At 62.4% G+C, this 21661-nt stretch carries 20 protein-coding genes; 10 read left to right on the top strand and 10 right to left on the bottom strand.

Annotation, left to right across the window (positions count from 1 at the left end; translation table 11 throughout):
* The first annotated feature begins 37 nt into the window (after positions 1-37).
* The gene (locus tag KW568_RS06085; protein ID WP_003254883.1) at positions 38-502 is read left to right on the top strand and encodes a glycine zipper 2TM domain-containing protein; all 465 of its coding nucleotides are present in this window, start codon (positions 38-40) and stop codon (positions 500-502) included.
* A 69-nt stretch (positions 503-571) separates the two neighbouring features.
* Here KW568_RS06085 and nhaA read toward each other — a convergent pair whose 3' ends face one another.
* The 8 genes from nhaA to KW568_RS06125 form a co-directional block, all read right to left on the bottom strand.
* A complete protein-coding gene (gene nhaA / locus KW568_RS06090) occupies positions 572-1765 on the bottom strand; it encodes a Na+/H+ antiporter NhaA (RefSeq protein WP_179052744.1) in 1194 nt (397 codons plus the stop codon).
* 274 nt (positions 1766-2039) lie between these two features.
* A complete protein-coding gene (locus KW568_RS06095) occupies positions 2040-3647 on the bottom strand; it encodes an NAD(P)/FAD-dependent oxidoreductase (RefSeq protein ID WP_003254881.1) in 1608 nt (535 codons plus the stop codon).
* A gap of 103 nt (positions 3648-3750) precedes the next feature.
* Entirely contained in the window at positions 3751-4425 is a 675-nt protein-coding gene (locus KW568_RS06100) for a COG3650 family protein (RefSeq protein WP_004576205.1), read from the bottom strand.
* Between the two features lie 88 nt (positions 4426-4513).
* On the bottom strand, positions 4514-5215 hold the full coding sequence (locus KW568_RS06105) for an ABC transporter ATP-binding protein (RefSeq protein WP_003254879.1): 702 nt from the start codon (positions 5213-5215) through the stop codon (positions 4514-4516).
* A complete protein-coding gene (livG, locus tag KW568_RS06110; protein ID WP_003254878.1) occupies positions 5216-5983 on the bottom strand; it encodes a high-affinity branched-chain amino acid ABC transporter ATP-binding protein LivG in 768 nt (255 codons plus the stop codon).
* Positions 5980-7236 carry a high-affinity branched-chain amino acid ABC transporter permease LivM gene (locus KW568_RS06115; protein ID WP_003254877.1) on the bottom strand — a complete coding sequence of 419 codons (1257 nt, stop codon included), beginning with the start codon at positions 7234-7236 and terminating at the stop codon, positions 5980-5982. Before KW568_RS06115 ends, livG begins: the two co-directional genes overlap by 4 nt.
* The gene (livH, locus tag KW568_RS06120) at positions 7233-8156 is read right to left on the bottom strand and encodes a high-affinity branched-chain amino acid ABC transporter permease LivH (protein WP_003254876.1); all 924 of its coding nucleotides are present in this window, start codon (positions 8154-8156) and stop codon (positions 7233-7235) included. The genes KW568_RS06115 and livH overlap by 4 nt, the downstream gene beginning before the upstream one ends.
* Positions 8157-8341: 185 nt before the next feature.
* Complete coding sequence (locus KW568_RS06125; RefSeq protein WP_004576204.1) at positions 8342-9457, bottom strand: branched-chain amino acid ABC transporter substrate-binding protein; 1116 nt, start codon at positions 9455-9457, stop codon at positions 8342-8344.
* Positions 9458-9817: 360 nt separating this feature from the next.
* On the opposite strand from KW568_RS06125, the gene KW568_RS06130 reads away from it, so the two are divergent.
* Both KW568_RS06130 and KW568_RS06135 read left to right on the top strand, forming a co-directional pair.
* Positions 9818-10129 (top strand): DUF2288 domain-containing protein, encoded by a 312-nt coding sequence (locus KW568_RS06130; protein WP_004576203.1) that lies wholly within the window; start codon positions 9818-9820, stop codon positions 10127-10129.
* A 192-nt stretch (positions 10130-10321) separates the two neighbouring features.
* The gene (locus tag KW568_RS06135) at positions 10322-11209 is read left to right on the top strand and encodes an NAD(P)-dependent oxidoreductase (protein WP_003254870.1); all 888 of its coding nucleotides are present in this window, start codon (positions 10322-10324) and stop codon (positions 11207-11209) included.
* Here KW568_RS06135 and KW568_RS06140 read toward each other — a convergent pair.
* Together KW568_RS06140 and rapA are read right to left on the bottom strand one after the other, a co-directional pair.
* Positions 11109-13373 carry a bifunctional diguanylate cyclase/phosphodiesterase gene (locus KW568_RS06140; protein WP_004576202.1) on the bottom strand — a complete coding sequence of 755 codons (2265 nt, stop codon included), beginning with the start codon at positions 13371-13373 and terminating at the stop codon, positions 11109-11111. The genes KW568_RS06135 and KW568_RS06140 overlap by 101 nt on opposite strands.
* A 276-nt stretch (positions 13374-13649) precedes the next feature.
* On the bottom strand, positions 13650-16496 hold the full coding sequence (rapA, locus tag KW568_RS06145) for an RNA polymerase-associated protein RapA (protein ID WP_003254868.1): 2847 nt from the start codon (positions 16494-16496) through the stop codon (positions 13650-13652).
* Positions 16497-16646: 150 nt separating this feature from the next.
* On the opposite strand from rapA, the gene KW568_RS06150 reads away from it, so the two are divergent.
* The 7 genes from KW568_RS06150 to KW568_RS06175 all read left to right on the top strand — a co-directional run bounded on the left by KW568_RS06150 (position 16647) and on the right by KW568_RS06175 (position 21485).
* A complete protein-coding gene (locus KW568_RS06150) occupies positions 16647-17342 on the top strand; it encodes a M949_RS01915 family surface polysaccharide biosynthesis protein (RefSeq protein ID WP_004576201.1) in 696 nt (231 codons plus the stop codon).
* A 63-nt stretch (positions 17343-17405) separates the two neighbouring features.
* Positions 17406-17735, top strand: coding sequence for a hypothetical protein (locus tag KW568_RS06155; protein ID WP_003254865.1), 330 nt, complete (start codon positions 17406-17408; stop codon positions 17733-17735).
* Between the two features lie 67 nt (positions 17736-17802).
* A complete protein-coding gene (locus tag KW568_RS06160; RefSeq protein ID WP_003254864.1) occupies positions 17803-17964 on the top strand; it encodes a hypothetical protein in 162 nt (53 codons plus the stop codon).
* A gap of 135 nt (positions 17965-18099) precedes the next feature.
* Entirely contained in the window at positions 18100-18216 is a 117-nt protein-coding gene (ccoM, locus tag KW568_RS30930; RefSeq protein ID WP_003254862.1) for a cytochrome c oxidase subunit CcoM, read from the top strand.
* A gap of 205 nt (positions 18217-18421) precedes the next feature.
* Positions 18422-20410, top strand: a complete 1989-nt coding sequence (locus KW568_RS06165; RefSeq protein ID WP_004576200.1) for an FUSC family protein — start codon at positions 18422-18424, stop codon at positions 20408-20410.
* On the top strand, positions 20397-20603 hold the full coding sequence (locus KW568_RS06170) for a DUF1656 domain-containing protein (RefSeq protein ID WP_004576199.1): 207 nt from the start codon (positions 20397-20399) through the stop codon (positions 20601-20603). Before KW568_RS06165 ends, KW568_RS06170 begins: the two co-directional genes overlap by 14 nt.
* Positions 20604-20615: 12 nt before the next feature.
* Entirely contained in the window at positions 20616-21485 is an 870-nt protein-coding gene (locus tag KW568_RS06175; protein WP_003254857.1) for an HlyD family secretion protein, read from the top strand.
* Positions 21486-21661 lie beyond the last annotated feature (176 nt).

Genomic DNA, 21661 nt, shown 5'->3' on the forward strand with positions numbered 1-21661 from the left:
GCGTCTAATGAGCACCTGACTTATGGAGACTTTACCCATGCGTAAATCCGCTTTGCTGGTGGCGACCTTTACCACCATGTCGCTGCTGCTGGGGGGCTGTGCCTCGAGCCTGACCGGTGACAGCTACTCTCGTGACGAAGCCCGCCGCGTGCAAACCGTGCGTATGGGTACCATCGAATCCCTGCGCCCGGTCAAGATCGAGGGCACCAAGACCCCGATTGGCGGCGGTGCCGGTGCCATTGTGGGTGGCGTTGCCGGCAGCGCCGTGGGCGGTGGTCGTGGCAGCATCGTGGCTGCCGTGATCGGTGCCGTGGCCGGTGGCTTGGCGGGTTCCGCAGCAGAAGAAGGCCTGACCCGTACCCAAGGTGTCGAAATTACCGTTCGTGAAGATGATGGCAGCATGCGCGCCTATGTGCAGGCCGTGCAGGAGAACGAAGTCTTCCGCGTTGGCGAGCGCGTGCGCATCATGACAGTTGACGGTACCAGCCGCGTTTCGCACTGACCGTAGCGCAGTAAAACAAAACCCCGACATGGCTGCTGCCAGTCGGGGTTTTTTCATGCTTCAGCCAAGTCAGGCAACGCTGGTTTTGCGGCTGGCCATTGCGGTGACGGCGTAGCCGATCACCGCGGCAAAGAACGAACCAGTAAGAATACCCATGCGGTCCATGCCGGCATACTCACTGCTACCCGGGGCGAAGGCGAGCGAGCCTACGAACAGGCTCATGGTGAAGCCAATGCCGCAGAGTATCGCCACCCCCAGAATTTGCCCCCAACCCGCACCCGCAGGCAGCGCGGCCAGGCGCAGCTTGACCGCCACCCAGGTCAGGCCGAAAACCCCCACGGTCTTGCCCAGCAACAGGCCGACCGTGATGCCCATCGGCACGGGGTGGGTGAAGCTGTCTACGGTCATGCCTGCCAGCGAAACGCCGGCATTGGCGAAGGCGAAAATGGGCAGGATGGCATAGGCCACCCAAGGGTGCAGGGCGTGTTCCAGCGCCAAAAGAGGTGACGATTCAGCATTGCGTGTACGCAGCGGGATGCAAAGGGCCAGGGCGACACCGGCCAGAGTGGCGTGCACGCCACTTTTGAGCACGCAGACCCACAGGATCAGGCCAACGATCATGTAGGGCCCGAGCTTGACGACGCCAAGCCGGTTCATCGCCACCAGTACCACCAGACAGGCCGCAGCCAGCAGCAGCGACACACTCGACAGGGTGCCGGAGTAGAACAGGGCGATGACAATGATCGCACCCAGGTCGTCGATGATCGCCAGGGTCATCAGGAACAACTTCAGTGACACCGGTACGCGCTTGCCGAGCAGGGCCAGGACGCCGAGGGCGAAGGCGATGTCGGTGGCGGTAGGGATCGCCCAGCCTGCCACGGCTGCAGGGTTGTCACGGTTGATGAACCAGTAGATCAGCGCTGGCACCACCATGCCGCCCACGGCTGCGGTGGCAGGCAGAATCACTTGTGAGGGCTTGGACAGGTGACCGTCGACCACCTCGCGTTTGACCTCCAGGCCGATGAGCAGGAAGAACAGGGCCATCAGGCCGTCGTTGATCCACAGTAGCAATGGCTTGGCGATGTTCAGCGCGCCGACCTGGACGGCGACGGGTACGTCGAGCAAGCCGCCGTACAGGTAGGACAGTGGCGAGTTGTTGATGATCAGGGCCAGAACGGCGGCGGCGATCAGCAGCAGGCCGCTGGCAGCTTCGAGCTGGAAGAAACGGGTAAACAGGCTACGCACGGGCTGTAGGCCCTCCATGAGCAGTTTACGAAGGGTGCGGGCGTACACCCTAGCCTGTGACGATGTTCCTTAAAACAAAAAACATATTCGTTTTTGTTATATGTTGTTGCTGACAGGCCTGGGGCAAGCCTAGACGGATTTGGGGAAGGATGGGGGAGGGGAAGTCTGGAGTAGGTGCCGGAATAGTCTGGTGCCGGACCGGGCCCTTTCGCGGGTAAACCCGCTCCTACAGGGGGCCATTGTTCCGTGTAGGAGCGGGTTTACCCGCGAAGAGGTGTCAGTCGATAAAGAGTCAGAGGCCGAGCATATCCCGCGCCACCGCCTCTGCGATGCGAATGCCATCCACACCGGCTGACAGGATCCCGCCCGCGTACCCGGCCCCTTCACCCGCCGGGAACAGCCCTTTGAGGTTCAGGCTCTGGTAATCCTCACCGCGGGTAATCCGCAGTGGCGACGAGGTACGCGTCTCGATCCCGGTCAACACCGCATCATGCAGGTTATAGCCCTTGATCTGCCGGTCGAACGCCGGCAGTGCCTCCCGAATCGCCTCAATGGCGAAGTCCGGCAGGCTCGGCGCCAGGTCACCCAAGGTCACGCCCGGCTTGTAGGACGGCTCGACACTGCCCAGTGCGGTCGAGGGCCGGCCGGCGACAAAATCACCCACCAGCTGCGCCGGGGCCTGGTAGTTGCTGCCGCCCATTACATAGGCGTGCGCCTCCAGGCGCTCCTGCAGTTCGATACCGGCCAACGGGCCACCCGGGTAGTCGCGCTCGGGGTCGATGCCGACGACGATGCCGGAGTTGGCGTTGCGCTCGTTACGCGAATACTGGCTCATGCCGTTGGTGACGACCCGCCCAGGCTCGCTGGTGGCCGCGACCACGGTGCCACCCGGACACATGCAGAAGCTGTATACCGAGCGGCCATTCTTGGCGTGGTAAACCAGCTTGTAGTCGGCGGCACCCAGTTTCGGGTGGCCGGCGTACTTGCCCAGACGTGCCTTGTCGATCAGCGTTTGCGGGTGCTCGATACGGAAGCCCACCGAGAACGGCTTGGCTTCCATGTAGACACCTTTGGCGTGCAGCATGCGGAAGGTGTCGCGGGCGCTGTGGCCCAGGGCCAATACCACATGGCGAGAGTGCAACTGCTCGCCGCTTTCAAGCACTACACCGGTCAGTTGGCCATCTTCGATCAACAGGTCGGTGACCTTCTCCTGGAAGCGCACGTCGGCCCCCAGGGCGATCATGTCCTGGCGCATCTGTTCGACCATGCCGGTGAGGCGGAAGGTGCCGATGTGCGGCTTGTTGATGTACAGGATTTCGTCTGGCGCACCGGCCTTGACGAATTCTTCCAGCACTTTGCGGCCGTGGTGTTGCGGGTCCTTGATCTGGCTGTACAGCTTGCCGTCCGAGAAGGTACCGGCGCCGCCTTCACCGAACTGCACGTTGGACTCAGGGTTGAGCACGCTTTTACGCCACAGGCCCCAGGTGTCCTTGGTGCGCTGGCGCACTTCCTTGCCGCGTTCGAGGATGATCGGCTTGAAGCCCATTTGTGCCAGCAACAGGCCGGCAAAGATGCCGCACGGGCCGAAACCGACCACGATCGGGCGCTCCTGCAGGCCTGCCGGGGCCTGGCCGACAAACTTGTAGGTGACGTCTGGGGCTGGGCCGATGTTGCGATCATCGGCGAACTTGCTGAGCAGCTCGGCTTCGTTGCTGGCTTCCAGGTCGATGGTGTAGATGAACAGCAGTTCGCTGTTCTTCTTGCGCGCATCGTAGCTGCGCTTGAACAGGTTGAAGCTGAGCAGTTGCTCGTCGCGGATGCCCAAGCGCTGGACGATGGCTTCGCGCAACGCTTCGTCGGGATGGTCCAGGGGCAGCTTCAGTTCGGTGATTCGTAGCATGGCAGGGTCCAGTATCCCGGCCATGGGCGGCCGGCGGCTTTACACAAACCGCCAAGTATAAGCTGTTAGACGCCCTGACTGGCAGGATAAAAGTGCCCGGCGATCAGTTGTCGCGCGCACCACCGTAGTAACCGCAGCCGCGCAGGGTCTGGCCGTCGATGCGCAGTTCGGCGCGCAGGTGGTGGATGGCGCCGGTGGCGCTGTCGACGCAGCGTTGCGGGGCGACCCACAGTTCCACGTGCTGGCCGTTGGCTTCGCTGGTCAGGGTCAGGCCGCCGCCGGGCACTTCTTCTTCGAGAAATGGCAGTGGCAGCGGGTCTTTGCCGATGCGGTTGAGCACCATGCCCTTGCCGCTGGCCTTGATGTCCCAGTCCGGTTCATGGCCATTGGCGCGCAGGGTCAGCTGCTTGAAGTTGGGGTCGTCGCAAGCGCGGGTGGAGGGTTCCAGGCGGTACAGGCGGCTGACTTCCAGCTGGCCGTCGTTGTCGGCCTGCTTGGCGCCCGTGAGGCGACCGCGCACGTCGGCGAACAACTTGGCATTGGCGTCCTTGGCCAGGTTGGCGGACTCTTGCAGGATGCCGGTGCCGGCGACGTCGTTGATCACGAAGCGGCGTGCTTCGCTGCAGGGCTTGAACAACAGGCGGCCGCCGTTGGCGCTCAGTTCGCCCTGCATGCGTGTGGTGCCGATGTTCGGGTCACGGGGCTGCTCGGCCAGTAGCTGGCAGCCAGCGAACAGCGGCAGCAGGGCACTGAGCAGCAGGATAGGGGTGAGGCGCATGGGGCGGGCTCCGGGGAATCTTTGCCAAAGAGCTGGCCACGATACACGTCCTGCGGGCAGAAAAAAGGGCCCGAAGGCCCTTTTTCATTCAACCCCCCAGGTAGGCATCGCGCACCTTCGGGTCGGTCAGCAGTGCCTCACCGGTGCCCTGCATCACCACCCGACCGTTCTCCAGCACATACGCCCGGTCAGCGATCTTCAGCGCCTGGTTGGCGTTCTGCTCCACCAGGAACACCGTCACGCCATCGCGGCGCAGCTGTTCGATGATGTCGAAGATCTGCTGGATGATGATCGGCGCCAGGCCCAGCGAAGGCTCGTCGAGCAGCAGCAGCTTGGGCTTGCTCATCAGCGCCCGGCCGATGGCCAGCATCTGCTGCTCGCCACCGGACATGGTGCCGCCGCGCTGGATGTAACGCTCTTTCAGGCGCGGGAACAGTTGCAGGACCTTGTCCAGTTGCTCCTGATAGTCGCCCTTGTCGGTGAAGAAACCGCCCATGGCCAGGTTTTCCTCGACCGTCAGGCGAGCGAACACGCGACGGCCTTCCGGCACTACCGCGATGCTTTTGCGCATGATGTGCGAGGACGGCTGGCCGACCAGCTCTTCACCCAGGTACTTGATGCTGCCGCTGTGCGCCTGCGGCGAGCCGCACAGGGTCATCAGCAAGGTCGACTTGCCGGCACCGTTAGCGCCGATCAGGGTGACGATCTCGCCCTGGTTGATCTCCACGTTGACGCTGTGCAGCGCCTGGATCTTGCCGTAGAAAGTGGAAACGTTTTCGAACTTCAGCATTTACGCTTCCCCCAGGTAGGCTTTGATCACGTCAGGGTTGTCGCGGATCTCCTCCGGCGTGCCATGGGCCAGGGGGGTACCCTGGTTGATCACCACGATATGGTCGGAAATGCTCATCACCAGCTTCATGTCGTGCTCGATCAGCAGCACGGTGACGTTGTGCGACTCACGCAGGTAGGCGATCAGAGCCTTGAGGTCTTCGGTTTCCTTCGGGTTCAGGCCGGCTGCCGGTTCATCGAGCATGATGATGCGTGGCTGGGTCATCATGCAGCGGGCAATTTCGAGGCGGCGTTGCTGCCCGTAGGCGAGGGTGCCGGCCGTACGGTTGGCGAACTCGGTCAGGTTGACCTTCTCCAGCCAGTACTGCGCGCGTTCCATGGCCTCCTTCTCGCTGCGGCGGAAGCTCGGGGTCTTGAACAGGCCGGCGAAGAAGTTGGTGTTGAGGTGGCGGTGCTGGGCGATCAGCAGGTTTTCCAGTGCGGTCATTTCCTTGAACAGCCGCACGTTCTGGAAGGTCCGCACCACGCCCTTGCGGGCGATCTGGTGGCCGGCCAGGCCCTGAATCGGCTGGCCATCGAGCAGGATGGTACCGCCGCTGGGCTTGTAGAAGCCGGTCAGGCAGTTGAACACGGTGGTCTTGCCGGCGCCGTTCGGGCCGATCAACGCCACCACCTGTTTTTCCTTGACGGTCAGGGCCACGCCGTTGACCGCCAACAAGCCGCCGAAGCGCATGCTCAGGCCGCTGACTTGCAGAATTTCGCGGCTCATCGACGCAGCTCCATGTGTGGACGTTGCATAGGCAGCAGGCCTTGCGGACGCCAGATCATCATCAACACCATCAGCGCACCGAACATCAGCATGCGGTATTCGCTGAACTCACGCATCAGCTCAGGCAGCAGGATCATCACGATGGCCGCGAGAATCACGCCCAGTTGTGAACCCATGCCACCCAGCACGACGATGGCGAGGATGATCGCCGACTCGATGAAGGTGAACGACTCCGGCGTCACCAGGCCTTGGCGCGCGGCGAAGAAGCTGCCGGCGAAACCGGCGAAGCAGGCACCCAGGGTGAATGCCGAGAGCTTGATCACGGTCGGGTTCAGGCCCAGTGCACGGCAGGCGATCTCGTCTTCACGCAGGGCTTCCCAGGCACGGCCGATCGGCATGCGCAGCAGGCGGTTGATCACGAACAACGCCAGCAGGGCCAGCAGCAGGGCCACCAGGTACAGGAAGATGACCTTGTTGATCGAGTTGTATTGCAGCCCGAAGAACTCGTGGAAGGTCTGCATGCCCTCGGCCGCACGGCGTTCGAAGGTCAGGCCGAAGAACTCCGGCTTGGGGATGTTGCTGATGCCGTTGGGGCCGCCGGTCCAATCGGTGAGGTTACGCAGGAACAGGCGGATGATCTCACCGAAACCGAGGGTCACGATCGCCAGGTAGTCACCACGCAGGCGCAGCACCGGGAAGCCGAGCAGGAAGCCGAAGGTGGCAGCCATCAGGCCGGCAATCGGCAGGCACACCCAGAAGCTCCAGCCCAGGTAATGCGAGAGCATGGCGTAGCTGTAGGCACCGACGGCATAGAAGCCTACGTAGCCGAGGTCGAGCAGGCCCGCCAGGCCGACCACGATGTTCAGGCCCAGGCCCAGCAACACGTAGATCAGGATCAGCGTGGCGATGTCGACCGCACCGCGAGAGCCGAAGAATGGCCATACCAGTGCCATCACGATCAACCCGATGATGACGTAGCGCTGGGTCTTGGGCAGGGTGAGGTAGTTGCTGACTGCCGGGGGGATCAGCTTGCGATCCGATCGGCGGCCCATCACCGAACTCCACTGCTTGTCGAACAGCACGCGCAGGAACATCAGCACCGAACACACGGCGATGATGCTGATGGTGAACGAGCCCTGACTGTGCACGACCAGGCTGATCCCGTCGATGCTCAGTTTCAGGCCCAGTACCGGGAAGGCCACGGCCCACACCAGCAAGGCGCTGAAGAACGCCTGTTTGAGATTTCTGTTCATACTTTTTCAACCTCCGGGCGGCCCAGGATGCCGGTCGGCCGGAATAGCAGGACAAGAACCAACAAGCCGAATGCCACCACGTCCTTGTACTGGTCGCCGAAGATATCGGCACCGAACGCTTCGGCCACGCCCAGCACCAGCCCGCCGAGCATGGCGCCCGGGATGCTGCCGATGCCACCCAGTACCGCCGCGGTGAAAGCCTTCAGGCCCACCAGGAAACCGGCGTTGGGGTTGATCACCCCGTACTGCATGCTCAGCAGCACGGCCGCCACGGCAGCCAGGGCGGCACCGATGACGAAGGTGAGGGCGATGATGTTGTTGGTGTTGATGCCCAGCAGGTTGGCCATCTTGATGTCCTCGGCACAGGCGCGGCAGGCGCGGCCCAGGCGGGAACGAGAGATGAACAGGGTGAGCAGGGTCATGGCCACCAGGGTGACAACGAACACCAGGACTTGCATGTAGCTGATCAGTACTTCTTCAGCACCGCCTGGCCCGAAGGAGAAGCTCCCGGGGATCAGGTTGGGGATGGACTTGTCCTTGGAGTCCTGCGAAAGCAAGACCGTGTTCTGCAGGAAAATCGACATGCCGATGGCGGAAATCAGCGGGATCAGACGGTTGCTGTTGCGCAGGGGGCGGTAGGCAACCCGTTCGATGCTGTAGCCATAGGCACTGGTGACGAAGATCGTCGCGACGAAGGCGACGGTCATCAGGATCGGCAGCGAATGGATACCCATCATGGCCAGGCCCGCCAGGGCAATGAAGGCCACGTAGGAACCGATCATGTACACCTCGCCGTGGGCGAAGTTGATCATGCCAATGATGCCGTACACCATCGTGTAGCCGATGGCGATCAAGGCATAGGTGCTGCCGATGGTCAATCCATTAACCAGTTGTTGGAAGAAATGGTAGATCTCAGGCATTACAGCGCTCCTAAAAACCTGATTTGCATTTCACTGGCAGGGGTACGGCCAGGAAACCGCGGGTGACGGTTTTAAGATTTTCAGGTGAGCCTGCCCCCGGATCGCGGGGATCGGGCCCATGAACCTCATAAAACGAAGCCCACTGCTCGCACAGTGGGCTCGTAGGTCAGCTATTAGTCACGCAGTTACTGAGGGGAGACTGCGGTCTTCGGCTTGCCGAAGTGCCATTCGTAGACCACGAACTTGAAGTCTTTCAGGTCGCCTTTGTCGTCGAACGACAGTTCGCCGGTCGGGGTCTTGAAGGTGCCTTTGTGGATGGCCTCGGCCACCTTGTCGGTATCATCGGAACCGGCTTTCTTGATGCCTTGAGCGATCAGCTCGACAGCCGAGTAGGCAGGGAATACGAACGGGCCACTTGGGTCCTTGCCGTCAGCCTTGATGGCGTCGACGATCTTCTTGTTCGCCGGGTCTGCGTCGAACGATTTCGGCAGGGTGACCAGCAGGCCTTCGGAAGCGTTCTGGGCGATCTGCGAAATGGAGTCGTTGCCCACGCCTTCCGGACCCATGAACTTGGCTTTCAGGCCTTTTTCCTGAGCCTGGCGCAGGATCAGGCCCAGCTCTGGGTGATAGCCGCCGTAGTAGACGAAGTCGACGTTGTTCTGCTTGAGCTTCTGGATGATCGAGGAGAAGTCCTTGTCACCGGCATTCAGGCCTTCAAAGACGGCAACCTTGGTGCCTTTCTTCTCAAGGGTTTGCTTGACGGCGGTGGCGATGCCTTCACCGTACTGCTGCTTGTCGTGCAGGACGGCAACGACCTTCGGCTTGACGTGGTCGGCGATGTAGTCGCCGGCGGCCGGGCCCTGGGCGCTGTCCAGGCCGATGGTGCGGAAGATCAGCTTGTAGCCACGGGCGGTGATTTCCGGCGAAGTGGCGGCCGGGGTGATCATGATCACGCCTTCGTCTTCGTAGATGTCGGACGCAGGCTGGGTGGAGCTGGAGCACAGGTGGCCGACCACGAACTTGACGCCGTCGTTGACCACTTTGTTGGCGACTGCCACGGCCTGTTTAGGGTCGCAGGCGTCGTCGTATTCCTTGGCTTCGAGCATCTTGCCATCCACGCCGCCCGCGGCGTTGATATCCTTGATGGCTTGCTTGGCGCCGATGAACTGCATGTCGCCGTACTGGGTCACAGGACCCGTCTTGGGACCGGCGATGCCGATCTTGATGGTATCGGCGGCAAACGAATGGCTGGCTACCCCGGCCAGTACCATTGCGGCGAACAGCTTGGAAATCTTGATCATAGTGCTCCACTCATTCTGTTGTAATTCTTATAGTCCTGGCGGCCAGGGCTACAGACCGGGCGGGATTTGCGGCGTGGCCATGCCAACGCGCTAGCCCACCTTCCCCCGGAACATGTCCCGGAACTGTACCGGTACAGTGTAGAGCGCTGTTCGAGCGCTTGAAAAGCGGTCGAAAAGTGCGTCTTTCCTGCGTTGTCGCTTGATCGACAGAAAGATACAGAAAGGCGCCATCAAACTGCCTGCATCTGCGATCCCGCCCCACAACTTCGGGGTCAATCGACCAAATTACATATTTGAAACCGGGTTTTTCTGCAAAAATGCCGGCCTTTTTTATTGACCGATTTTTTGCGGATACCACCCATGACTGATCAAACAAGCACCCTCTATGCCAAATTGCTTGGCGAGACGGCAATCATCGAGTGGAAAGCGCTGGAGCGTTTTTGGGCCAAGGGTGACCTGATTTGGGTCGACCCCTGCCTTGACCTGATCGCCGTTGCTGAGGCGATGGCCGAGAATCGCAGCGAGATCTTCGCCAAGTGGCGTAGTGATGGCACTGTTGGGCCGGTATCGGCCGAGCAGGCATTGGACCTGCAAAGCCGCGACCCAGAGATCTGGGCGGTGGTGGTTTCGCCGTTCATCGTGATACAGGTGAAGGGCCAGGAAGAAGCGTGATCTTTTTTGGTGCGCAAAAATACGCATCAGCTCCGTTTTGGTGCTTGAAAGCGATCAAGGCGGGTAGAGGGAAGTAACAATTCGGCGTGGCGGTAACAGTTTACGGGATGCGTAATGTGGCCGCCGTTCTGGCAGGCGCCAACGGAATCGTAGCCCGCCTGGGAAATGTTCGAATCAGTCAGGAGTTTATCGATGAGCACTGCACTACCTTCGCTTGGATTCGCCGGCATCGGCCTGATGGGCCTGCCCATGTGCCGCCGCCTGCTGGCAGCGGGTTATCCGCTGACGGTATGGAACCGCAGCCCGGACAAGTGCGCCGCACTGGTCGCTGCTGGCGCGCGCCTGGCCAGCAGCCCGGCCGAATTGTGCCGTGACAGCGACATGGTATTACTGTGCCTGGCCGACACGGCGGTGGTGCGTGAGGTGGTGTTTGGCGAGCAAGGCATTGCCCAGGGCGGGCGCAGCGGCCAGTTGCTGATCGATTTCTCTAGCCTGGAACCCACCGCCACCCGTGAAATGGCTGCCGAACTGGCAGCACTGTGCGGCATGGCCTGGCTGGATGCACCTGTCTCTGGCGGTACGCCCGGTGCCGAAGCGGGCACGCTGGCGATCATGGTGGGCGGTGAAGCGGCCGATCTGCAGCGTGCACGCCCGGTGCTGGAGGTGCTTGGTCAGCGCGTGACGCATATGGGCGCGGTAGGCACGGGACAGGTGACCAAGGCGTGCAACCAGATGATCGTCGCGTGCAATGCCCTGGTAATTGCAGAAGTGGTGGCACTGGCCGAACAGTCGGGCGTGGACGCGACGCTGATCGCTGAGGCGCTGGCGGGTGGCTTTGCCGATTCCAAGCCATTGCAGATTCTTGCGCCGCAAATGGCCGAGAGCCGCTTCGAGCCAATCAAGTGGCACGTACGCACGCTGCTCAAGGACCTCGATGGCGCGGTCAAGTTTTCCCGCGAGCAAGGCTCGGCGACGCCGCTCAGTGGCCTTGCCGCGCAACTGATGCGCTTGCACGGTAGCCAGGGTTACCTGCAAAAAGATCCGGCGACCCTGGTAGAGCTGTATCGCAACAAGGTGTGATCCGGCCGTTCTGGCGCTGCAACCGCTCCAGCAGTGGGCGCAACTCGGCCAGCGGTACGGGGCGCCCCAACAGGTAGCCCTGCAGGTAGTCGCAGCCATGGCTTTCGAGGAACGCCTGCTGTTCGGCGGTTTCCACGCCCTCGCTGACTACCCGCAGGTGCAGGGTATGCGCCATGGCGATGATCGCCTGGACAATTTCCCGGTCTTTCTGGCTGCCCGGTACATCCTGCAGGAAGGTGCGGTCGATCTTCAGCACATCCAGCGGCAGGCGCTTGAGGTAAGCCAGTGACGAGTAGCCGGTACCAAAATCATCGATCGAAAGTGCCACCCCCAAAGCCCTGACGCGTTTGAGCAGGCTGACCGTGCGCTGGATATCGCCCACCAGGGCGTTCTCGGTCACCTCCAGCTCCAGGTGGCGCGGCGCAAGGGCGGCGTGGAACAGCGCCTTTTCTACTTCCTTAGGCAGTTCGTCGTGGCTGAGGGTGACTGCCGAGCAATTGACCGTGACCTGGACCTCGCCGTAGCCGTGGCGCTGCAAGTGGGCCAGGTCGGCACAGGCATGGCGCAGCACCCACAGGTCAAGGTCGATGATCAGGCCGTTGGCTTCGGCAATGCCGACAAAACGGTCGGGCCCGAGCAGGCCGTGTTGAGGATGCTGCCAGCGTACCAGCGCTTCCAGTTTGGCCACTTGCCCGCTGCGCAGGTCGAAGATCGGCTGGTAGTGCACACACAGCCCGCGCTCCTCGAGCAGGGCCAGGCGCAGCTCTTCTTCCAGTTGCAAGGCGATCGACGCGCGAGCCTTCAGGCTGTCATTGAAGAAATTCAGGCTGTTGCGCCCGTTGTCCTTGGATTGGTAGAGGGCCAGGTCGGCATGCTTGAGCAGCTCTTCGGCTGTGCTGCCATCGTCCGGGAAGATACTTATACCAATGCTGGTGGTCATGACCATGCGCCGCCCGCCCAGGTCGATGGGTTCTTTCATCCGTTGCATGATGCGCTGGGCCAGGTGGCGGGCTTCGTCGCGGCTGTTCAGGCTGGTGACCACACAGAACTCGTCGCCACCAAAGCGCGCAACCAGGTCGTGGTTGCGGGTAGCGGCCTTGATGTGGTGGGCGATCACCTTGAGCAGCTCGTCACCGGCATCGTGGCCAAGGCTGTCGTTGATACGCTTGAAATGGTCGATGTCGAGAAACATCACGGCCAGGCGGTTTTCGCTGGCCTGAGTTTCGACCAGGCGCTCGGCGAACACCTGGTTGAATCCGCGGCGGTTGAGCAGGTTGGTCAGGGCATCATAGTGCGCCGCCTGCTGCAGCGAAGCGCGGGCCTGGTCCAGTTGGCTGAGCAGTACGCTGACCCGGCGCAGGTCGTGCTCCTTGCTTTGCAGCTTCTTGTCGGCCAGTGCGGCGCTGATGCTGGCGCCACTGATCAGCAGGGTGATGAAGCCGATGCCCAGTCCCAGCTGCAGGCTGTTGTCGCCAGACGGCAGGCGCAGTGCGGTATCGGCAGGGATGATCAAGGTCATGGCCGACATCGCGGTGAAATGAGTGGCGACGATGCCGCCCGCCATCAGCAGGCTGGCGCCGTACTTCATGGCCTGGTACAGGGTGCCGCTGCCATTGCGCAAGTAGCGGGCCAGGTACAGCGAGGTCAGGGCGGTGAGCAGGGCAATGGCGGCAGAGGCAAGTAGCAAGCCGGTTTGGTAGTACTGGCGGGCACCCGTTTCCATCGCGGCCATGCCGACAAAATGCATGAGGATGATGCCCAGGCCGATCAGCCCTGCGCTCAGCACGAAGTGGTGCGCGCGCATCTTGCTGCGTTCGAGGCTGTGCATGGCCAGCCAGGCCACGCCCAGTGCGATGAGCAGCGAAAGAATGGTCAGGGATACGTCGTAGTGCACGTCCACCGGGGCCCGAAAGGCCAGCATGCTGATGAAGTGCATGGCCCATATGCCGCCTGCCAGGCAGCAAGCTCCAAGCATGTTCCATTGCCGGTGGGCGGTGGGGTCGTCGCTGTGGGACTGGCGCTCGGCCATGTCGAGGGTGGCGAAACAGGCCGCGCAAGCAACGAAATAGGCGAGCAGAACCAAGAGCGGTTCATGACGGCAGTCGATGACGATGCGCCCGGTTGCGGGAAGATCGGCGAACAGTTGCAGCCCCAGCCATTCCATGGAATGCCTCTTGATCGAGTTTTCACTCGTCTGCGCTACAACCCTGTGCAGACTGTCCAGAGGCAGTATAGGAAGGAGTGCTTAAGCCTTCCTGACTAATGGCACAATGATTTCTACGATTTGGTTATAACTCCAATCGCAGTGAGGAATAAATTTGGGGCCCTGATGCCTTCCTGTGGGAGCGGGCGAGCCCGCGAAGCATCCACTGCGATGGATGCCACCGGCTTCGCCGGTGTTCGCGGGCGTGCCCGCTCCCACAAGGGCGCGGGGCCTGCGTTAGCCAGCCACCAGCACGCGAATGGCTTCCAGGCGCAGGGCGGCCTTCTCCAGCATTGCCAGGCCATCTTCGCGCCGCTTGCGCAGGGCGTCGATTTCGCTGTCACGCACACTTGGGTTGACCGCTTGCAATGCCACCAGGCGCGCCAGCTCTTCGTCGGCCTCGGCTGTCAGGCGGCGCTGGGCTTCGGCCACGCGCTCGTTGTGGGCCGGCAGGATCTTCTCCTCGCCGCCACTGATACGCTTGGCCAGCACATCGCGCTGGGCCTGGACGAACTTGTTGGCGCTGGCGCGCGGTACGCTCTCGAGCTGGTCGTTGAGGGTTTCGAAGGCCACGCGTGACGCCAGGTCGTTGCCATTGGCGTCGAGCAGGCAGCGCAGTGCCGCCGGCGGCAGGTAGCGGCCCAGTTGCAGGCTGCGGGGTGCCACCACCTCGCTGACGAACAGCAGTTCAAGCAGTACGGTGCCTGGTTTGAGCGCTTTGTTCTTGATCAACGCCACGGCGGTGTTGCCCATCGAGCCTGACAGCACCAGATCCATGCCACCCTGCACCATCGGGTGCTCCCAGGTGAGGAACTGCATGTCCTCGCGTGACAGCGCCTGGCCACGGTCATAGGTGATGGTCACGCCTTCATCGTCGCCCAGCGGGAAGCTGGCATCGAGCATCTTCTCGCTCGGCTTGAGGATCAGTGCGTTCTCGGAATGGTCTTCGCTGTCGATGCCGAAAGCGTCGAACAGGGTTTCCATGTAGATCGGCAGGGCGAACTGGTCGTCCTGTTCGAGAATGGCCTCGACCAGCGCCTGACCTTCGCCGGCTCCGCCGGAGTTGAGCTCCAGCAGGCGGTCACGGCCAGTGTGCAGTTCGGCTTCCAGGCGCTCGCGCTCGCTGCGGGCGTCGGCCACCAGGGTATCCCAGGCCTTGTGATCGCCGCCTTCCAACAGCGGCAGCAGGCGTGGGCCGAACTGGTGCTGCAGGGCATTGCCGGTGGGGCAGGTGTTGAGGAAGGCGTTGAGCCCTTCGTGGTACCACTGGAACAGGCGCTCTTGCGGGCTGTCTTGCAGGTACGGGATGTGCAACTGGATAGTGTGCTTCTGACCAATCCGGTCAAGGCGGCCGATGCGCTGTTCGAGCAGGTCGGGGTGCGCTGGCAGGTCGAACATCACCAGGTGATGAGCGAACTGGAAGTTGCGGCCTTCGCTGCCGATTTCCGAGCAGATCAGGACCTGGGCGCCAAACTCTTCATCGGCAAAGTAGGCAGCGGCACGGTCGCGCTCGAGGATGCTCATGCCTTCATGGAACACCGAGGCCGGGATGCCGGAGCGCACGCGCAGGGCGTCCTCCAGGTCCATGGCGGTTTCGGCGTGGGCGCAGATCACCAGTACTTTGGTGCGCTTGAGCATCTTCAGGGTGTCGATCAGCCAGTCGACGCGTGGGTCGAAACGCCACCAGCGCTCGTCATCGGCCACTTCACCCTGGGCCTGGAAGGCAACTTCCGGGTACAGCTCGGCATGCTCGCCGGCTGGCAGGTTGCGGTATTGCTCGGGCGTGGCCAGCGGGTAGGGGTGCAACTGGCGCTCGGGGAAGCCCTGAATCGCCGCACGGGTGTTACGGAACAGCACGCGTCCGGTGCCGTGGCGATCCAGCAGTTCGCGAATCAGCCGGGCGCTGGCCTGGGTGTCGCCGTCGCTGACCGCAGCCAGCAGGGCTTCGCCTTCGGCACCCAGGAAGCCCAGGATGGTGGCGTGGGCCTTGGGCGACAGGCGGCCCTCGTCGAGCAGTTCCTGCACCGCCTCGGCTACCGGGCGGTAGTGCTCGCTTTCGGCGCGGAAAGCGGCCAAGTCATGAAAACGGTTGGGGTCGAGCAGGCGCAGGCGGGCGAAGTGGCTGTCCTGGCCCAGCTGCTCGGGGGTGGCGGTGAGCAGCAGTACGCCCGGAATCACTTGGGCCAGTTGCTCGACCAGGCCGTATTCGGCGCTGACCTGGTCTTCGTGCCAGACCAGGTGGTGGGCTTCGTCGACGACCATCAGGTCCCAGCCAGCGGCAAACAGTGCGTCCTGGGCCTTTTCGTCGTCGACCAGCCACTCCAGGGCAACCAACGCCAGTTGGGCATCCTCGAACGGGTTGCTGGCGTCGCTTTCGATGAAGCGCTCGGCGTCGAACAGCGCCACTTGCAGATTGAAGCGCCGGCGCATTTCCACCAGCCACTGGTGCTGGAGGTTTTCCGGCACCAGGATCAGTACGCGGCTGGCGCGACCCGACAGCAGCTGGCGGTGAATGACCAGGCCGGCTTCGATGGTTTTGCCCAGGCCCACTTCGTCGGCCAGCAGAACGCGTGGGGCGCTGCGGTCGGCGACTTCGCGGGCAATGTGCAGTTGGTGGGCGATGGGCTGTGCGCGGCAGCCGCCCAACCCCCACAGTGCCGACTGCATCTGCTTGCTGGTGTGCTGCAGGGTGTTGTAGCGCAGGCTGAACCACGACAGTGGGTCTATCTGCCCGGCGAACAGGCGGTCGCTGGCCAGGCGGAACTGAATGAAGTTCGACAACTGGGTTTCGGGCAGGGTGCGAGGCTGGTTCTGCCCGTCCAGGCCGTGGTAGACCATCAGCCCGTCGATGTCCTCGACTTCGCGTACGGTCAGCTTCCAGCCTTCGAAGTGGGTGATCTGGTCACCTGGCGAGAAGCGCACGCGGGTCAGCGGCGCATTGCGCAGGGAATACTGGCGGGTGTCGCCAGTGGCCGGGTAGAGCACGGTCAACAGGCGGCCATCCTGCGCCAGGATGGTACCCAGGCCGAGCTCTGCTTCGCTGTCGCTGATCCAGCGTTGCCCCGGTTGATACTGCTGCGCCATACTGCCTGAACTCCCGCGATGAAAAAGCCGATTATGTTAACGGATCGGCCGGTCAGACCAAAGTGCCGAGAGCACCGAAAGGTATCGAAAGGCACAGTCTAGTCGTTTCATCGCCCTGCACAGCGCCGCCGATGAGGGCCCCGGATCAACATGTCTGCCAAGCACCGCTGGATCAGCGCTTCGATGGCCGTGGGCAGCCTGGTGCTGCTGAGCGCCTGCGAGCAGAAAAACTTTGAGACATTGCCCCCCATTCCGATGGAGCAGCTTGAGGTACTGGGCGTGCAGACGCCGATAAAGAGCGTGCACTTTCGTGACAGTGACGGCGAAGGGCTGTTGGTCCTGAGCCGCAGCGATGGCCAGGCCAGCGACCTGGAAAGCGAACAGGAAGTGGACAAGGTGGTGCTCAAGGCCACCTTGTACGGGCGCACGGCCGAGAACGACACCTTCAAGGCGCGTTGGCAGGTCGAGCAGGAAACGACCTGCCCGGGGCTGGACCTGGACGTGGACTTCTATAATGACGTCAGTGATGTGAGCGACCTGAACAAGAATGGGGTGGCCGAGATAACGGTGGCCAGCCATGCGTTCTGCGGCGGCGGTATCGACCCGCATGACATCGCCATCGAGATGCGTGAAGGGCAGGCCAGTTACACCATTACCGGCCAGTCGCTGATCACCCCGGCGGGCGAGGAACCGATCGGTGGTGAGCGCGAGGACAGCGCTTCGCTGAAAGCCGCGCCACAGGTGTTACGCGATCATATGGATGCGGTTTGGCAACAGGTGTACAAGCGGCCCTGGAGCGAGGCCAGTCCGCCAGTCGACGACGAGCCGGGTGACGAAGCCGAGTAAATGTTGTCCATGACATCAAGGTAAAGCTGCGCCTGCCGATACAGGGGGCATAGGAGAACGTCCATGCTGCCGCCGATCATTCCGCTCAGTGCCGCCCCGGTCACCTCGCAACAGGACCCGGTCAAGCCAACCCCCGATATCAAGCCGGTGGTGCCGACGCAGCCTGCGTCCGGCGAAAGTGCCATTGACCTCAAGCGCCAGCGCGACCCGCAGGAGCAGGTATTGTTGCTGCGCGATGAACAGCGCCGCCAGCAGCAACGCCGCAATAAGGGCGAGCAGGAACGCTACGATGCCGTCCCGGGTGACGAGGTCAATGCCGACAATACCGTGCCGGTAGCGCCATTGATGGGCGAGCATGTACGCCAAGGACTGCTGGTGGACATCGAAGTCTGATACGGGGCTGGTCAGCGCCTGCGCCTGGCTTCATCATGCATTTCTCTGTTGATCGTCGAGCCCACCCATGAGCCAAGACAACCTCATCGATTTCGATGCCGAACGTGCCAAGCGCGTCCACGACCTCAAGGAAAAGCGGCTGAACGAAATGCGCAATGCTTTCGAGCAGGCCCTGCCTTTGAGTACCAGCAAGAAAAAGAAGCCCAAGGGCAAACCTAAGAAGCGTTGAAACTTGACGCAGGTCAACCCTGCGCCCCCCTCGCGTGCCCGGCCTCGGGCACCATTGACACTGATCAATTTTCCCCGCCGCCACATTGGTTAACGTGTACCCATCGGACAACGGCAAACGAATGGGGAGGCCAGCATGTTCTTCGACAACGTGGTTATCGCCGGTGTGGTAACGGTCGGGCTGATGGTCGCCTTCTTTGCCGGTCTGGGCATTTTCATCTGGAAGGACTCGAACAAGCGCAAGCCGCGCTGACCTTCCGGGTACACGAGCACGCAAGGCATTTAGGGCGACTTCGGTCGCCCATTTTTTTTGCCTGCATTTTTTATTGCCTGAGCTGTCCCTCTCGGTGCAGGCCCATCGCATATACATGATTAGCTAGCTAATTAATCGTTTCCGCTTTATTCTGCTCATCATTGTCTATCTTTTCAGCAAGACTTTTCCCCGCAAGGTCCGCCTCGTGCCCATCACCTTTCAGGCCCTGTTCGCGCCCAACAGCCTCGCCCTCAAGTTTGCCATCAAGACCCTGCTCGGTGGCGGCCTGGCGTTGTGGCTGGCGATGCGCTGGGGGCTGGAGCAACCCTCCTGGGCATTGATGACTGCTTTCATCGTCGCCCAGCCGCTATCGGGCATGGTGGTGCAGAAAGGCTTGGCGCGGTTAGCCGGCACGTTGGTCGGCACAGTCATGTCAGTGCTGTTCATCGGCCTGTTCGCCCAGACCCCCGGGCTGTTCCTGCTTGCCTTGGCGCTGTGGCTGGCCCTGTGTACCGCCGCGTCCACCCAGTTGCGCAGCGCCTGGGCCTATGCTTTCGTGCTGGCCGGCTACACCGCAGCGATCATTGCCTTGCCGGCCATTGACCACCCCCTGCAGGTATTCGACCAGGCCGTGGCGCGCTGTACCGAGATCTGCCTGGGTATTTTCTGTGCAACAGCCAGCAGTGCCTTGCTCTGGCCCATGCGGGTCGAGCAGCAACTGGGCGGGCAGGCACGGCAGGCCTGGCAGAACGGCCTGCAGGCCGCCAGAGCCATGCTGGGCGGAGAGGACGAGGCGCGCAAGGGCCTGCTGGAAAGCCTGGGACGCATCGTTGCCATCGACAGCCAACGTGAGCATGCCTGGTTCGAGGGCAATCGCGGGCGCCAACGTGCCCGTGCCATTCGTGGCCTTAGCCAGAAACTGCTGGTGCTGTTGCGTATTTCCCGTTCGGTGCGCCGCCAGTGGCGGCAACTGGATGAGTGTGAGGTCGAGCACTTGACGCCTTGGTTGCAGGAAGTGCGTACGCTGCTCGACCAACCCGACCAGCCCAGCCTGTTGTTGTTGCGTCAGCGTATCTGGGATGCCGCACACGACGAGCAGATCAGTTCGGCGGAGCACTTCTGCCTGGCGCGCATGGCCCTGCTATTGGACTATGCCATGGCCGCCAGCCAGGCACTTGAGGATGTGGAGGCGGGCAGGGCGCCCAAGGACGTGTCCCAGGGGCTGGCCGTGCACCGAGACTGGTCGCTGGCCTTGCTGTTCGGCTCGCGCAGTGCGCTGGCCTTCCTGGTAATGAGTGGTTTCTGGCTGGCCACGGCCTGGCCTTCGGCACCGGGTGGCCTGGTGCTGACCTGCGTGGTCTGCAGCCTGTTCGCCAGTCGCGAAAACGGCGCACAGATCGGCCTGAGTTTTCTGCGCGGGATATTCCTGGCGATACCGGCGGCGTTTCTGGTCGGGCAGATCATGCTGCCGCAATGGAGCAGCTTCGCCATGCTCTGCCTGGGCATGGGCGTGCCACTGTTTCTTGGTGCACTGGGCATGGCCCATCCGCGTACCGGGGCTACGGCCACTTCCTATTGCCTGCACTTCATTGTGCTGGTGTCGCCGCTGAACGCCATGCAGTTCGGCGTGGCGACCATGTTGAACAGTGCCTTGGCCATGCTGGTGGGGGTGTCGGCAGCGGTCATGGCCTTCCGCTTGCTGGTGTTCCGCCACCCGGCCTGGCTGGGCCGGCGCTTGCGTGCTGCAACGCAGAACGACTTGGTGCGCCTGACCCGGCGCGACCTGCGCGGGGCTGACAGCTGGTTTGGCGGGCGCATGGCCGACCGGCTGATGCAACTGGCGCGGCATGCCAGTGAATTACCGGAAGGCGAACGCAAACGCTGGGATGACGGCCTGCACGGGCTGGATATCGGCGACGAACTGGTGCACCTGCGCATGTGCCTGGCGGTCGCCCAGGCCCCTTTGGGGCGGGCCGAGCGCGAGTACCTGCAACACGTGGAGGCAGTGCTGGCCAAAGGGCCGGCTGCCGGGCGTGGGCAGCGGCTGGATGCTGCCAGTGAGCAGTTCATTGCAGCCTTGCGTCGGTTGCCAGCCAGCGACCCGCTCCGGCTGGCCGAGGGGGCGGTGCTGCAATTGCAGAAAAGCTGGGGCAAATGGTGCCGCTGGCAGGAGGATACCCATGGGTTTGCGTGAGTGGGAAGTGGGCGGTGTGCTGCTCAGCCCGTTTCTGCTTTATGTGTTGTTGGCGCTGCTGATCACCGGCCTGCTGCGCCTGGTGGTGCAGGCCACACCGTTGGGGCGCTGGATCTGGCATGAAGCGCTGTTCGACGCAGCGCTGTTCGTCTGTGTGTTGTTCCTGGTGGTACGCCTGCTGGGAACTTTATAAAGGAGTGTTTCGATGCGTGCGGCCGTACGTATTCTGGTGACCCTGTGTGTGGTGGCCCTGGCCGTGTTGGCCGGCTACCAGCTGTGGCAGTACTACATGCTCACCCCATGGACGCGCGATGCCCGTGTGCGCGCCGATGTGGTGGTGATTGCGCCTGACGTGTCTGGCTGGGTTCGCGAACTCAAGGTTCATGACAACCAGCAGGTCAAGGCTGGCGACCTGTTGATGAGCATTGACCGCGAGCGCTTCCAGGCCGCGTTCGATCAGGCCAGCGCGGTGACCGAGACCCGCGCCCAGCAATTGCGCTTGCGCGAGCGTGAAGCAGCCCGGCGTACTGCCTTGGGGCCAGAGGCGATCAGTGCCGAGTTGCGTGAAAACGCCCAGATCAATGCCGCCATCGCGCGTGGCGAGTTGCATGAGGCCGAGGCGCAGTTGCAGGTGGCCAGGATCAACCTGGCGCGCAGTGAGGTGCGGGCACCGCGCAGCGGGCATATCACCAATCTGCGTCTGGCCGAAGGCAATTATGTGAACACCGGGGAATCGGTGATGGCGCTGGTGGATGATTCGACGTTCTACATCCAGGCCTATTTCGAGGAAACCAAGCTGCCGCGCATTCGCGTTGGGGACACTGTGAAGGTGTGGCTGATGGGCACGGGTGAACCGATGCAGGGGCACGTGGAGAGCATCAGCCGCGGCATCACCGACCGCAACAGCAACCCGGACAGCCAGTTGCTGCCGGAGGTAGAGCCGACCTTCAACTGGGTACGACTGGCCCAGCGCATACCTGTGAGGATTCGCCTGGATCAGGTGCCGGAAGGGCTGACCTTGAGTGCGGGTATGACGGCGAGTGTGCAAGTGCATGAGGACCGCGACCCGCAGTGATGGTGCTGCCCAATAGACAGAGATGTAACGGTCGAAGCGGTACAGCCGGGTCGTGTGGTGAAGGCAGTACAGCTTGAGTTCGTCGACGACGTTGGGCAGGCACGAAAAAATTTGGCGAACGGCCCGCCAGTTGCGTTAGGCTGCCGCTGTGAGTTGCCCGACAGAGGCAACCCTTC

Origin of the sequence: Pseudomonas sp. HD6515 (assembly GCF_024971855.1) — a bacterium.
Lineage (GTDB): Bacteria > Pseudomonadota > Gammaproteobacteria > Pseudomonadales > Pseudomonadaceae > Aquipseudomonas > Aquipseudomonas alloputida.